This is a genomic window from Dactylosporangium sp. NPDC006015, from assembly GCF_040614215.1.
In the GTDB taxonomy this organism is placed as follows: domain Bacteria; phylum Actinomycetota; class Actinomycetes; order Mycobacteriales; family Micromonosporaceae; genus Dactylosporangium; species Dactylosporangium maewongense.
Genome location: NZ_JBEXUD010000022.1, coordinates 102802 through 116565, shown reverse-complemented (window position 1 = coordinate 116565; position 13764 = coordinate 102802). Strand labels below are relative to the sequence as shown.

Here is a 13764-nt window from a genome sequence, read left to right as displayed (position 1 = left end):
GAAACCCCCTACATCACCAGATCCGGGTGCAGCTTGGACGTCGTCAGGCGGCGGCCGCGCCACGCCGCCAGGGTCGTCAGCGCGAACGCCGCGGCGGCGAACCCGGCCAGGACCAAGGCACCCGTGACGACCGTACCGCCCGGGCCGCCGTTGACGAGATGCCGGACCCCCGACACGACGTACGTCATCGGCAGGAACGGATGGATCGCCTGCAGCACACCGGGGGTCGTCTCGATCGGGTACGTGCCGCCGGACGACGTGAGCTGCAGCATCAGCACCGCGAGGGCGACGAGCCGGCCGGCCGCGCCGAGCCGGGCGCCGAGCCACTGCACGATCGCGGTGAACGCGACCGCCGTCAGGCACAGGAACCCGTACATGGCCAGCGGGTGCGCGGGGTGCAGGCCGAGCGCGAACCGCACCACCAGGAACAGCGCGGTCGCCTGGGCGACGCCGACGGCCAGGCCCGGCAGCCAGCCGGCCAGGGCCGCGCGGTGGGCGGGCGCGCCCGACACGAGATGCCGGCGGGTCAGGGGGCGCAGCACCATGTAGCTGATCATGGCGCCGACCCAGAGGGCGAGGCCGAGGAAGTACGGCGCGAACCCGGCCCCGTACGTCGCGGACGGGTGCTCGGTGGAGCGGTCCAGCGCGACGGGGTCGCCGAGGACGCCGGCCCGCTCGGCGCGGGTGTCCGGGTCGTAGCCGGGGATCTTCGCCGCGCCGTCGGACAGGCCGCGGGCGAGCCGGCTGGCGCCGTCGGACAGCTCGCCGAGTCCGCCGGCGAGGCGGCGCCCACCGTCGGAGAGGGCGCCGAGGCCGTCGTCGAGCTGCTGGGCGCCGGTGGAGAGCCGGAAGATGCCGCCGGACAGGTCGCGGGCGCCGTCGCGGGCCTCGCCGGTGCCGGCGTGCAGCTGGGCGGCGCCGCCGGCGAGCCGGTCGAGGCCGTCGGCGAGCTGGTCGACCTGGGCGCGGGCGGCGGCGACGTCGTCGGCGAGGTGCGGGGCCGCCGCCGCGACCTGCCGGGCGAGCTTCGACGCGCGGTCCAGGTCGGCGCGGACCGCACCGAGGTCGCCGGTCTCGAGCCGGGTCTCCACGGAGCGGGCCGCGGTGACGGCGGCGTCCGCGGCGGCGACGGCCGTCTTGTACTCGGCGGTGCCGGCGATCTGCGGATACCGCGACCCGAGCGTGTCCAGGGCGGCGCGGGTCGCGGTCGCCCGCTCCGTCGCGGTCCGGGCGAGGGCGGGCAGCGCGTCGAGGTGCTCGCGGAGCAGGTCGGCGCCGTCGGCGATGCTGGTCGCGGCGGCCTCGATGAGGGCGGCGTTGTCGCGCAGCACCGGCTCGACCGTGTCGGCCGCGGCGCCGACCTTGGTGGCGAGCAGGCGCCCACCGGCGGCGGCCTGGGCGGTGCCGTCGGCGAGCTGCGCGGCGCCCTGGTCGAGGGCGACGAGCCCGTCGTACAGCCGCTGCGAGCCCTTCGTCGCCTCGTCGAGGCCCGCGGCGAGGTCCCCGGCGCCGCCGGCGGCCCGGTCGAGGCCGCTCACCAGCGAGCCGGCGCCGGCACCGGCCTGGGTGGCGCCGGCGGAGAGCTGCCCGGCGGCGTCGGCGGCCTGGGCGGTCTGCGACTTGAGGTCGGTGAAGCCGATCAGCATCCGGTCGAAGTAGCCGCCGGCGACGGACGCGGCGGCGCTGGCGCGGACCTCGGTGAAGACGCTGCGCGACAGCTGGCCGGTGAGGTAGTTGGTGGCGTCGTCGTTGACCACGAGCAGCCTGCCGCCGGTCGGGTCGCGGTCCGGGTCCGGCGGCGTGACCAGGGACGCGGAGAAGTCCGCCGGGATCTCGAAGACGAGCTGGAACCGCCCGTCGGCGAGCCCCTTGCGGGCCGCGGCCTCGGTGGTCTGCTGCCAGCCGAAGACGTCCCGGCGCAGCAGCTTCGCGGTGAGGTCGTCACCGGCGTGCACGGTGCTGCCGTCGGCGGCGGTCGCGGGCCGGTCCGCGTTGACGACGGCGACCGGGATGTGGCGCATGTTGCCGTACGGGTCCCAGAACGCCCACAGGTACAGCGCCCCGTACAGCAGCGGGATCAGCGCCAGCATGACCAGCGCCGCCACGGTGATCGGCGCGCGGGTGAACCGCCGCAACTCGAACCGGGCAAGCCTCATCGCTGCCCCTCCAGCTCGAACACGCTTCCGGTCCCAGCTGCGGCAACCTCGCGGGCGGCGGCGATGACGGCGATCCCGTCGCCGGTGAGGGCGTCGAGGGCCTCGTCCAGCAGCGCGCGCTCCTCGACGGACAGGCCGCTGTCGACGTCGTCGACGACGACCGCGGCCGGGGCGGCGACCCTGGCCAGGGTGAGGCCGAGCAGGTGCCGGCCGAGGACGTCGAGGTCGCGGCCCAGCGTGCCGGGGTCCAGCGCCGGGTCGATGGCGACCGGACGCCGCCTCCTGAAGGGACCGTCGAGCAGCAACCGGCGCTCCTCGACGTGCTCGGCGACGGTCAGCGCGGGCTCCGGCTCGTGCACGCCGGGGACGTGTGCCAGGGCGACGACGCCCTCCCGCCGGACGGTGCCGGCGCTGGTCCTGAAGCAGCCGGCGAGGGCGAGCAGCAGCGACGTGCGGCCGCTGCCGGCCGGGCCGGTGACGGTGACCCGCTCCCCTGCGGCGACGTCGAGGTCGACGTCGCGGAACACCCAGCCGCGCCGGGTCCGGGCGCCGAGCCCGCGCGCTTCCACCACGCTCATGGCGGCCTCCTGACTTTGAACTGACCAGTCAGTCTAAAAACATTGCCGCATGGTGACGCAAATGGATGTGCTGGAGGTCTCAGACCCGGAAGCCCGCCACGAGGGTCCTGACCTCGTGCGACATGCGGGCGAGCTCCGCCGAGGTGCGCTGCGACTCGGCCACGCCCTCGGTCGTGACCTGGGCGGCGGCGGCGACCGAGCCGATGCTGGAGGCGATCTCGGTGATCCCGCCGGCCGCCTCGGCGACCCCGCGGTTCATCTCGCCGGTGGTCGCGGTCTGCTGCTCGACCGCGGACGCGATGGTCAGCTGGTAGTCGTTGATCTTCGCGATGATCTCGCCGATGTTGCGGATCGCGGTGACCGCGGTGTCGGTGTCGGCCTGGATGCCGGCGACGCGGCGGGAGATGTCCTCGGTGGCCCGGGCCGTCTCCTGGGCGAGGTCCTTGACCTCGGTCGCCACGACGGCGAAGCCCTTGCCGGCCTCCCCGGCGCGGGCCGCCTCGATCGTCGCGTTCAGGGCCAGGAGGTTGGTCTGCCCGGCGATCGACGTGATCGTCTTGACGACGTTGCCGATCTCGTGCGACGACTCGCCGAGCTTCGACACGGTGGCGTCGGTCGCCCGCGCCGCCGACACGGCCTCGCCGACGACGAGGGCGGCCTCGTTGGCGTTCTGCGAGATCTCCCGGATCGACAGGCTCATCTCCTGCGAGCCCGCCGACACGGTGTGCACGTTGCGGGTCACCTCGTCGGCGGCGCTCGCCACGACGGCGACCTGGTCGCTGGTCTGCGCGGCGCTCGTCGCGATCTGCGTGCTGGCCCCCGACAGCTGCTCGGCCGCGGCCGCGAGGGTCGACGAGGTCCGCCCCAGCGTCCGCACCGCCGCGCCCATGCTCTGGGTCGCCCGGTTGAGCGCGCCGGCCATCGCGCCGACCTCGTCGCGGGTGTCGAGGTCGAGCCGGCCGGTGAGGTCGCCGTCGGCCATCTGCGCCAGCACCCCGCCGACGAGGCGGATCGGCCCGACGATCCGGCGCACCGTTGCCCAGCCGAGGGCCGCGGCGATCAGGCAGCCGGCGACGAGGCAGGCGACGATGACGCCGCGGCTGCTGGAGTACTGGTCCGCGTTGTGCTTCGCGGCCGCCGCCGCGGAGGTCCGCTCGTAGGCGGCGAGCCCGTCGAGGGCCTTGTTGGCGGCGTCGACCAGTGATGCGGCCGCGCTCTGGTACGCCTGCTCGTACACGGCGGCATCGCTGGCGGCGGCCGCCTGGACGAGCCGCTCGTCGCGGACCTTGTGCAGGCCGGTGACGGCCTGCCGCAGCGCGGCGAGCAGCTGCTCCTGGGGACCGTGCGTCCCGAGCGCCTGGTAGGCGTCGATGCCGTCCTGCAGCTCCTTCGCCGCGCCGAGGGCTCGCTGGCGCTGCGCCTCGGTGGCCGCCGGCGTCGTGGCGATCGCCATCATCGCCAGGCTGTTGATCTCGTCGTCGAGCGCGCCCTGGGTGGTGTTGAGCATGCTGGTCGGCAGCAGGTTGTCGCGGTAGATCGCGGTGGCGTTGGCGTTGGCGGTGCCCAGCGCGGCCAGCCCGGCCCAGGCGACCAGGCCGCCGGCGAGGAGCGCGACGGCCAGCGCCGCCGTGATCTTCACACCGATCCGGATGTCGCCGAACCACCGGAGCGGCCCGCCCGCACGGCGGGGCGTCGTGTCCGTCATGGCACCTCATCGCAGAGAACCCGTTTGCCGTCCGTTCGGCCCGCGGCGCACCCACCTGAGCGAATTCAGCGCTCGAGACGGTGGGCGTCGACCATGTCGAGCAGCGCGCGGACCGCCGCGCTCGGACCGCGCGCGGAGGCCGTCGCCACCCCGAACGTCCAGCGCAGCCCCGCCCCGGTGACCGGCAGCGTCACCAGCCCGTCACCGGACCGCACCGCGAAGCGCGGGATGAGCGCCACCCCGAGGCCGTTGCGCACGTAGTCGGCGACGGTGGCGATGTCGGCGACCTCCAGCGCCACCCGCCGCTGCAGGCCCGCGGCGGCGAAGCCCCGGTCGACCTCGGTCCGGTTGCCGTAGCCGGGCGGCGAGTCCACGAACGGCTCATCGACAAGATCGGCGAGGCTCACGGAAGCCGTGCCGGCAGGGCCCACAGAAGCCGTGCCGGCGGGGCGCCGGGAAGACTTGCCGGCGAGGTCTGTCGCGCCCGCGCCGGCGAGCCTGTGCCCGGCCGGCAGCACGGCGACGATCGGCTCGGCGACGAGGACGCGCACCGACAGGCCCGCCGGCGGGCGCCCGGCCAGCGACACGAACGCGACGTCGAGCTCCCCGTCCAGCAGCGCCCGGGCCAGCCCCGCCGAGCCGGTCGGCGCCGCCCGCATCCGCAGGTCGACGCCTGGGTGCTCGGCGCGGAACTGGCCGAGCAGTCCCGGCAGGTCGACGAAGCCGACCGAGATCAGGGTGCCGATGCGCACCGTGCCGCGCAGCCCGCCGCGGACCTCGTCGACGGCGTCCCGGGCGGCCTGGGCCGCGTCGATCGTCGCCCGGGCCGCGGGCAGCAGCGCCGTGCCGGCGTCGGTCAGCGCGACGCGCTGCGACGTGCGCTCGAACAGCGGCGTGCCGAGCTCCCGCTCCAGCGCCCGGATCGCGGCGGACACACCGGACTGCACCACCCGCAGCCGCTGGGCCGCGCGGGAGAAGTTGCGCTCCTCGGCGACGGTCACGAAGTACACCAGATGCCGCAGCTCCATCACCGATGATGATAGCTGCGAGCACGAACATTCGTCGCAGGTGCTCGACCCGCCGCGGCACAGTCGGGCCCATGACCAGTGTGCTGACCCGCCCCGCCCGACCGGCTCCGGCGGCTCCGTCGACGTCCCGCCACGAGCGGGGGTTCTGGACCGTCGCGGCGGCGTTCGCGGTGTCCCTGGCGTTCACCGTCGTGCCGACCCCGCTGTGGGCGATCTACCAGCGGCACGACGGCTACTCGACGATCGACGTCACGGTCGCGTTCGCCGCGTACGCGTTCGGCGTCATCGTCAGCCTGTTCCTCGCCGGCCACCTGTCGGACCTGTGGGGCCGGCGCCGGATCCTGCTGCCGGCGATCCTGCTCGAGGCGGCGGCCGCCGCGCTGTTCCTGACCTCGACGTCGCTCGGCGTGGTCGTCGCCGCCCGTGTCCTGTCCGGGCTCGGCGTCGGCATGCTCACCGCGACCGCCACCGCGCACCTGTCCGAGCTGCACGCCGCAGCCCGCCCGTCCGCCGGCCGGGCCCGGGCCGACCTGGTCGCGACCGTGGCGAACCTCGGCGGCTTCGCGGCCGGCCCGCTGCTGGCCGGCCTGCTCGCCCAGTTCGGCCCCGCGCCGCTGCGCACCTCCTACGCGGTCTTCCTGGTGCTCCTGCTCGCGGCGGCTGCCGTGGTCGCCCGCGTCCCGGAGACGGTCTCCGTCGCGCCGCGCCCGCGCCGGTACCGCCCGCAGCGGATCTCTCCCCGCTACCTCGCCGCCGGCGGTGGCGCGTTCGCGGCGCTGTCGGTGCTGGGCCTGTTCACCTCGCTGGCGCCGGCCTTCGTCGCCGGCACCCTGCACCACCCGTCGCGGGCCCTCGCCGGCCTGGTCGCGGCGATGGTGTTCGCCAGCGGCGCCGCCACGCAGATCCTGCTGCGCCGCGAGCCGGTGCGCCGGCAGGTCGCCGGCGGCGTGGCGCTCATGGCCGCCGGCCTGCTGACGCTGACCACCGGCGTGTGGGCGGCAAGCCTGCCGGTGTTCCTGCTCGGCGGCGCGGTCGCCGGCGGCGGCGCGGGCGCGCTGCTCAAGGGCGCGGTCTCCACGGTCGTCGACCTGGCGTCCGCGGCCACCCGCGGCGAGGCCCTCGCAGCGGTGTTCCTCGGCGGCTACCTCGGGCTCGCCGTGCCCGTCCTCGGCCTCGGCGTGGCGACGCAGTTCCTGCCGGCAAGGGTGGCGCTGCTGGGCTTCGCCGCGGTCACCGTCCTGGTCACCGCCCTCGCCGGCCACCGCCTTCTCCGCCGCTGACCGCATTCCGTGATCCGGAAGACTTTGTGCTGCTATGACGACACAAAGTCTTCCGGATCACGGGAAACCCGCCTCCGCCCCACCCGCAGTGATCCGGAAGACCTTGAGCACCCCTGACTGCACGAAGTCTTCCGGATCATGGGGAAGCGGGGAGCTGGGTCAGGCCGGCGGTGCGAGATGACTCGACCTGTCTGGCGAGGTCCTTGACGGCGGCGCTGGTGCCGTTGGTGATCTCGGAGCGGGCCAGGTTCGCCAGCTGATCCAGGTGCTCCCGCAGACACGCGGTGACCTTCCGGTCGAACTCGGCGCCGCCGGCCCCGCCGATCGCGGCCAGGCTGTCGGCGTCGACGAGGCCCGGCATCTTGTGCCCGGCGTGCGGGTTGGTCTCGTCCAGCCCGGCGCCGCGGCGCAGCGTCTTGAGCTGCTGGATCTCGCCGGTGTACCGGCTGCGCAGCTCACCGGCCAGCTGGACCAGCCGCTGGTCGGCGCCGCGCTCCTTCGCGAGGTCGAGGACCGGCAGCAGCTGCTCGTCCATCGGGATCATCAGCTGGACCCACGCGATGTCGGTGCCGCCGAAGTCGGTCGTGGCCGGCGCGCTGGCCGGCGCGGCCTTCGCGGCCGGTGGCGGCTCGACCTGGTCGCCCGCGCACGCGGACCCGAGGGCCAGGACGAGGGTCAGGACCACGACCTGCGAAGCGGCGGGGCGGGGTGGCACGGGCGGGCTCCCTTCGTCGGGGACCGATCCCGCGGTCGCGGCGGTCAGGGCGCCCAGAGCCCGGAGCGACCGGCCGCGACCGCGGGATCGATGCAACGGGACGGCGGCTCGCGCGGTCGTCCCGCCGGCGGCGACCCCAACCCGGTCGCCGTCGGTGACGTGCTGGTGGACCCTCCGGCCTGCCTGAACGGCACAGCCCGGACGGCGCACCTGGCCGGCACCGGTGGGCGCGGCGCGGGCCGGGAAACGGCACCGCGGGCCCGTCGGACGATCTTCGAGCAGCCCCCGCCTGGACGACCAACCCGAACAGCCTGTCCTACGGCGTCGGTCAGGTGACCCAGCCAACCCCCGTCGATCCGTTCGGATCGTGTGGCCGGCCACCTCGGCGCTGCTCCCCGCCGGCACCCGACCCGGCTGGAGAGCGCTCTCCGTAAGGGAAGTTTCCCGCTGGCACCGGACGGTGTCAACAGCTTGCGACGGGTTGACGAAGAAGATCCGAACGGGCAGACTCGAACCATCTCGGAGAGCGCTCTCCGAGATGTGGAATACCTGCCCGTCACGCCCTTCCGGCAGCTCCCGGCGCGCGTCACTGACCAGAGTCGTGGCGCGCCCCGGTTACCGCCCGTCCGGGAGCAGCACCTGGTCCAGCGCGTGCGCGCCGATCGCCGCCATGGCCGGGTTGTCGGCGGAGCTCGCCGCGATGGCCGAGCCGATGCTCAGCGCCCAGCCCCGCGCCCGCCGCCAGGTCGCATCGACCGTCGCGTCCTCAAGCGGCGCCAGCGCGGCGTAGGTCTCCCGGAACACGGCCCGCCCGGCGGCGTCGAACACCATCCAGGCGGCGGCGAGGTCGGTGGCGGGGTCGCCGGAGGTCAGGTCGCCGAAGTCGATGAGCGCGGCGAGCCGGCCGTCGTCGCCGGCGAGCAGGTTCGCCGGGTGCGGGTCGGCGTGCAGCCACACCGGCGGGCCCGTCCACGGCGGCGCGGCCAGGGCCTCCTCCCAGGCCGCCGCGAGCCCGGCCGGGAAGCCGCCGCCGGCGAGGCGTTCCCGCACGGGTTCGGTCCGGTCGCTCAGCGGCACGCCGCGGAAGGCGTTCGGCGGCGCGTCCGCGGGCGCGGGGACGTGCAGCGCGGCGAAGGTGTGGGCGAGGTCCGCGGCGAACGCGATCCGCTCCGCCACGGGCACCGCGGTGGCGGGGTGGCCGGGCAGCCACGGGTTGATGCTCCACGGCCACGGATACGACCCGGCCGGCTCCCCCACCGCCGCCGGGACGGGGACCGGCACCGGCAGCCGCGGTGCCAGGCGCGGCAGCCAGCGCTGCTCGTTGACCAGCAGCGGCACCGCGACGGCGCGCCGCGGCAGCCGCACCGACCAGGCGGTGCCGAGCCGGTAGACGGCGTTGTCCCAGCCGTTGGCGACCAGTCGCAGCGGGCCGTCGAAGTCCGGGTGCTGCGTGTGTACCAACGCCGCCACCAACGACTCGGAGACCGCCACCTCGGCCGCAGGAGTGCCGGCCGTCATGCGGACTGGCGGACGACGAGCTTCGGGTCGAAGATGACCGACTCGACGCGCAGGGAGGGGTCGTCGATGCGGGCGAGGACCAGCCGGGCGCTCTCCGCCGCCATGTCCTCCAGGGGGTGCCGGACGGTGGTGAGCTGCGGCCGGGCGTCGAGCGCGGCGCTGCTGTCGTCGAAGCCGACGACCGCCACGTCGTCGGGGACCCGCAGCTCGCGGCCGCGCAGCGCCATCACGGCCGCCTGGGCCATGACGTCGTTGGCGACGAACACGCCGTCCAGCTCGGGCTGCTGGTCCAGCAGCTCCAGCAGGGCGGTCTCCCCCGACTCGTAGGTGAAGCCGCCCTCGACGGTGGGGAACCAGGCGTGCCCGTGCCGGGCGAGGGCCTGCCGGAAGCCGGTGAGCCGGTCCTGGCTGGCGGGGACGTGCGCCGGGCCGGTGATCATGCCGAGGCGGGTGCAGCCGCGGCCGATGAGGTGCTCGGCGGCCAGGACGCCGCCGGCGTCGTTGGCGAGGTCCACGTAGCTGATCGGCACCGGCTGGGCGGGGCGGCCGACGAGTGCCGCGGCGATCCCGGCCTCGTAGAGCTGGCGGGGCAGCGTGTCGTCGGGGTGCAGCGACAGCACGACCGCGCCGTCGGCCTGGCCCTGACCGAGGTCGCCGACGAGCCGGCCGCGGGCCTCGTCGGTGCCGACGATCTGCAGCGCGAGCTGGATGCCCCGCGGGCGCAGGACCGACATGACGCCGCCGACGATCCGGCCGAAGAACGGGTCGGCGAAGAACCGGCGCATGAAGGGGTCGTCGTCGTGGCTGACCGAGTCGGAGACGACGAGGGCGACGGTCCCGCTGCGGCGGGTGACGAGCGACCGGGCCGCACGGTTGGGCACGTAGCCGGTGGCGTCGACGGCCTGCCACACGATCTCGTGCAGCTTCGGGTCGACGTTGCGAACACCGTTGATGACGCGCGAGACCGTCGCCCGGGAGACGCCGGCGGCTTCCGCGACGTCTTCAAGGGTGGGCTTGCGGGCCGAACGTGGATCGCTCATGGCCGGTTTTATAGCACGGAGCATGGAGAGCGCTCTCCACTACATAGCATGAAATTCGCTGAAAAATACAGACGAAAGGGCGGGCGGCAGACGCCGCCCGCCCGAATCGCGTGACTTACCGGTACACGCCGAACTCCCAGAGCGAGTACCCGTAGGTGGTGGCCCGGGCGGTGCCGTTCATGCGCACGTAGCGGGCGTTGCCGTTGACGTTGATCTCGTCGAAGCCGCCGTTGCCGGTGGTCGTCGAGTAGATCGTCGTCCAGTTGTTGTTGTCGTCGGACGTCTGGATCTGGTAGCCGGTCGCGTACGCCGCCTCCCAGGCCAGGAAGACCTTGTTGAAGGTCTGCTTGCTGCCCAGGTCGACCGTGCACCACGCGGTGGCGACCCACTCCGACGCCCAGCGGGTGCCGTAGTTGTTGTCGGTCGCGTAGGACGGCAGCTGCGGGCCGTTGGTGCCGGTCGGCTGGTAGGTCGACGCGGTCACCGTCTTGCCCTGGGCGATGTTGGTGCCGGCGATGACCGGCGGCACGACCTTGAACGACTTCGTCTCGATGCCCACGTTGCCCTGGCCGTCGAACGCGTAGACGTACACCTTCCACACGCCGAGGGTCTCCGGAGCGGTCACCGTGAAGGTGGAGCCGTTCTGGGTGAAGTTGACGTTGCGGAAGCCGGTGTTCCCGGTGATGTGCTTGTCGCTGATCATCACGTTGTACCGGATGGTGTCGTTGTTCGGGTCGGTCGCGGCGACGTTGACGGTGAACGTGCCACCGGCCGGCACGGCGGTCTGGTTGCCGACCGTCATGCTGGTGATCTCCGGCGCCGTGTTGGCCAGCGGGGTGCCGGTGTACGCCTGCTTCAGCGCGCCGTACCCGAGCCGGCGCCAGCCGCCGCCGTAGGTGTTGAGCCAGACGCCACCGAAGTCGTTCTCCAGGCCGTAGTGGAACTCGGTCGCGCCGAGCGCCACGCCGGGGTGCCCCTTGATCGCGTTCCAGCTGGCCGTGTAGCCCGCCCGCTTCTGCAGGTCGGTCGGCTCGCTCGGCACGCCGTTGACGTCGTTCGGGACCTCCCACTCACCGGACGGGCCGGCCTCGGTCACGACGTACGGCTTGGTGTAGCCGCCGGCGATCCAGTCCGGCTTGATGTTGTTGATCGCGCCGTAGGAGTTGACCGCGAGCAGGTCCAGCGCCGGCGAGTTGTTCTTGTAGTACGGCCACGCGCCGGTGTACGCGTCGGTCGAGGTGACCGGGTGGTTCGGGTCGGCGGCGTGGATCGCGACCGCCAGCTCGTTGACGAACTTCGCGTACGCCACGCGGCGGGCCTCGACCGTCGCGGCGTCCAGGCCGTGGTCCTGCATCGTGAGGATGACCTCGTTGCCGACGTCCCACATCAGCACGCCCGGGTTGTTCTTGAGCGCGTTGACCCGGTTCACGACCTCGGTCTTGGTGGCGTTCTTGTACGCGGTGTCGTTGACGTAGTCGGCGCCCTGGTTGAGCCAGTGCCCGACGATCACCTTGATGCCCTGCTGCGCGGCCCGGTTGAGCAGGGTCGGGGTGTTCGCGTCGTCCACGCCCCAGGTGCGGATCGTGTTGACGCCCATGTTCTTCAGGTCCCGCATGTAACCGTCGGCGGCGGCCTGCGGCGGGCCGTAGGTGAGGCCCTTGACCTCGTACGGCTGGCCGTTGACCTGCAGCTGCCAGTTGCCCTGCGAGCCGGTGACCTTGACGACACTCGGGCCGGCCGGGGTCGCCGGGTCGGTCATCGCGGTCGGCACGGTGCCGGTCTGCTTGGACACGGAGACGGAGTCCACGGACAGCACGCCGCCGGAGGTGGTGTCCGGGGTCGGGGTGGTGAAGCCGGCGATCGCGTTGGGCAGCGAGCCGCCGATGGACAGGTCGAGGCGCAGGTAGAAGCCGTGGTTGACGGCCGCGTTCCACGCGGTGACGCCGACCTGGCTCTTGCGCACGATCCAGGACTGCTTGCCGTCGAGGTAGAAGCGGATCTCCTCGTCGGTCTTGGTCCGGTCGATGACCTGGGTGTACTCGTGGTAGCCGGTCTGGCAGCCGGTGCAGCTGGCCAGGCCCGAGGTGCGGCCGTTGTACTCGCCGCACGGCCCGTCGGGGGCGGTGCCGCAGTGCAGGGTCTGCGACAGCTGGCTGCGGCCGTTGACATCCATCATGATGTCGGTCTCGCCGACGGACGGCCAGTTGGTGTAGTTGCCGCGGTAGGCGGCGCCGGTCGCCCGGAACGCCGGCCAGTAGCCGGCCGCGTTGGCGACGTCGGGCTGCTTGAGCACGGCGGTGAACTTGACCTGCTCGCCGGCCGCGGCCTGGAAGTCGGTCCGCTGGGTCTCCAGGCGGCCCGAGGTCCACGCGCCGCCGCCGTCGCGGATCGCCTTGATGTTCAGCTTGCCGGCACCGTCGAGGTACACGTTGGCGGTGGAGGCGCTGGCGGTCTCGACCTCACCGGTGCCCCAGTTCGCGGCGCCGCCGGGGAACTGGGTGCCGGTGCGCAGCAGCCAGTTGGCCGCGTTGGGCGAGGTGTTGGCGGCACCGTCGAAGTTGTCGCTCCACACCGGGGTCCAGTTGGGGTCCTGCGACGGCGGGGTGCTCGGCGACGGGCTGGTGCTGGTCGGCGGGGTGGTCGTGGTGCCGCCGCCGGTGGAGATCTTGAACTCCCACAGCGAGTACCCGTAGCCGCCCGGGCGGGCGGTGCCGTACATCCGCACGTACCGGCCGGCGCCGGTCACCGGGATCGTCTGGGTGCCGCCGGTGCCGGTGCTGGTGGTGTAGACGTCGGTCCAGCTGGTGGCGTTGTCGGAGACCTGGATCTGGAAGGCCTTGCCGTAGGCGCCCTCCCACTGCAGCACGACCTGGCAGATGTTCTGCTTGCTGCCGAGGTCGACCTGCAGCCACTGCGGGTCGCTGAACTGGCTGCTCCAGCGCGTGCCGGCGTCACCGTCGACCGCGGCGGAGGCCGGGTTGCCGGCGCCCTCGACGCTGGAGGCGGTGGCGGTCTTGCCCTGCGCGGCGTTGGTCCCGGTGTTGCACGTGCCCGGGTTGGTGGTGCCGTCCAGGGAGCCGTACACCTTGAACTCGTACAGCGAGTAGCCGTAGCCGGTGCCGCGCTCGGTGCCGCTCATACGGACGTACCGGCCGGTGCCGGAGACGTTGAGCGTCTGCGTGCCGCCGGCGCCCGTCGTGGTGGTGTAGATGTCGGTCCAGGTGCTGTCGTTCGCCGACGTCTGGATCTTGAACGACTTGCCGTAGGCGCCTTCCCACTGCAGCACGACCTGGCTGATGGTGGCGGTGCCGCCGAGGTCGATGCGGATCCACTGCGGGTCGCTCCACTGGCTGCTCCAGCGGGTGCCGGCGTTGCCGTCGTTGACGAAGCTGGCGGCCACGTCGGGAGCCTGGTCCGACGACGACGTGACGGGCTTGCCCTGCGAGATCAGGCTGTCCGCGGCGCGCGCGAAGGGCGCGACCACGACAGCGATGGCTGCGACGACGGCGGCCACCAGGATGATGCGCCATCGCGAACTGAGCAGTCTCCGCCAGGCGGGGGCGGAAGCGTGTGCCGGATGCACGTGAGCTCCTTGCTGAGGGGTGTGGAGGCGCGGCGGGCGGTTTGGAGAGCGCTCTCCGATAGGTCGCAGTGTTGCCCCGTGGTTTCCCGCGTGTCAAGAGTGGCGGACTTCTTTGCGGGCAATTTGCCCGTTTTGCGAAGAAGCACGCCACGCCGCACCTT

At 73.3% G+C, this 13764-nt stretch carries 9 protein-coding genes; 1 reads left to right on the top strand and 8 read right to left on the bottom strand.

Annotated elements, in window-relative coordinates:
- Positions 1–8: 8 nt before the first annotated feature.
- The 4 genes from ABZ321_RS33170 to ABZ321_RS33155 all read right to left on the bottom strand — a co-directional run bounded on the left by ABZ321_RS33170 (position 9) and on the right by ABZ321_RS33155 (position 5467).
- Positions 9–2156, bottom strand: coding sequence for a YhgE/Pip domain-containing protein (locus tag ABZ321_RS33170; protein ID WP_354898668.1), 2148 nt, complete (start codon positions 2154–2156; stop codon positions 9–11).
- Positions 2153–2734, bottom strand: a complete 582-nt coding sequence (locus tag ABZ321_RS33165) for an ATP-binding cassette domain-containing protein (RefSeq protein WP_344504378.1) — start codon at positions 2732–2734, stop codon at positions 2153–2155. The genes ABZ321_RS33170 and ABZ321_RS33165 overlap by 4 nt, the downstream gene beginning before the upstream one ends.
- A 79-nt stretch (positions 2735–2813) precedes the next feature.
- Complete coding sequence (locus ABZ321_RS33160; RefSeq protein ID WP_354898666.1) at positions 2814–4439, bottom strand: methyl-accepting chemotaxis protein; 1626 nt, start codon at positions 4437–4439, stop codon at positions 2814–2816.
- Positions 4440–4504: 65 nt separating this feature from the next.
- The gene (locus ABZ321_RS33155; RefSeq protein WP_354898663.1) at positions 4505–5467 is read right to left on the bottom strand and encodes a LysR substrate-binding domain-containing protein; all 963 of its coding nucleotides are present in this window, start codon (positions 5465–5467) and stop codon (positions 4505–4507) included.
- Between the two features lie 71 nt (positions 5468–5538).
- Between ABZ321_RS33155 and ABZ321_RS33150 the strand changes: the two genes are divergently transcribed.
- On the top strand, positions 5539–6747 hold the full coding sequence (locus ABZ321_RS33150) for an MFS transporter (RefSeq protein ID WP_354898661.1): 1209 nt from the start codon (positions 5539–5541) through the stop codon (positions 6745–6747).
- Positions 6748–6883: 136 nt separating this feature from the next.
- Here the strand turns inward: ABZ321_RS33150 and ABZ321_RS33145 are convergent, their stop codons facing one another.
- The 4 genes from ABZ321_RS33145 to ABZ321_RS33130 all read right to left on the bottom strand — a co-directional run bounded on the left by ABZ321_RS33145 (position 6884) and on the right by ABZ321_RS33130 (position 13603).
- Positions 6884–7462, bottom strand: coding sequence for a DUF305 domain-containing protein (locus ABZ321_RS33145; protein WP_354898658.1), 579 nt, complete (start codon positions 7460–7462; stop codon positions 6884–6886).
- A gap of 615 nt (positions 7463–8077) precedes the next feature.
- The gene (locus ABZ321_RS33140; RefSeq protein WP_354898655.1) at positions 8078–8980 is read right to left on the bottom strand and encodes an aminoglycoside phosphotransferase family protein; all 903 of its coding nucleotides are present in this window, start codon (positions 8978–8980) and stop codon (positions 8078–8080) included.
- Positions 8977–10020 (bottom strand): LacI family DNA-binding transcriptional regulator, encoded by a 1044-nt coding sequence (locus ABZ321_RS33135; RefSeq protein ID WP_344504372.1) that lies wholly within the window; start codon positions 10018–10020, stop codon positions 8977–8979. The genes ABZ321_RS33140 and ABZ321_RS33135 overlap by 4 nt, the downstream gene beginning before the upstream one ends.
- 115 nt (positions 10021–10135) lie before the next feature.
- Positions 10136–13603, bottom strand: a complete 3468-nt coding sequence (locus ABZ321_RS33130) for a discoidin domain-containing protein (RefSeq protein ID WP_354898652.1) — start codon at positions 13601–13603, stop codon at positions 10136–10138.
- Between the last annotated feature and the right edge of the window lie 161 nt (positions 13604–13764).

What these genes read in the sequence shown, in the direction of transcription:
- ABZ321_RS33170 (WP_354898668.1), bottom strand. Translation starts at nt 2,156, where the DNA reads ATGAGGCTTGCCCGGTTCGAGTTGCGGCGGTTCACCCGCGCGCCGATC.
- ABZ321_RS33165 (WP_344504378.1), bottom strand. Translation starts at nt 2,734, where the DNA reads ATGAGCGTGGTGGAAGCGCGCGGGCTCGGCGCCCGGACCCGGCGCGGC.
- ABZ321_RS33160 (WP_354898666.1), bottom strand. Translation starts at nt 4,439, where the DNA reads ATGACGGACACGACGCCCCGCCGTGCGGGCGGGCCGCTCCGGTGGTTC.
- ABZ321_RS33155 (WP_354898663.1), bottom strand. Translation starts at nt 5,467, where the DNA reads ATGGAGCTGCGGCATCTGGTGTACTTCGTGACCGTCGCCGAGGAGCGC.
- ABZ321_RS33150 (WP_354898661.1), top strand. Translation starts at nt 5,539, where the DNA reads ATGACCAGTGTGCTGACCCGCCCCGCCCGACCGGCTCCGGCGGCTCCG.
- ABZ321_RS33140 (WP_354898655.1), bottom strand. Translation starts at nt 8,980, where the DNA reads ATGACGGCCGGCACTCCTGCGGCCGAGGTGGCGGTCTCCGAGTCGTTG.
- ABZ321_RS33135 (WP_344504372.1), bottom strand. Translation starts at nt 10,020, where the DNA reads ATGAGCGATCCACGTTCGGCCCGCAAGCCCACCCTTGAAGACGTCGCG.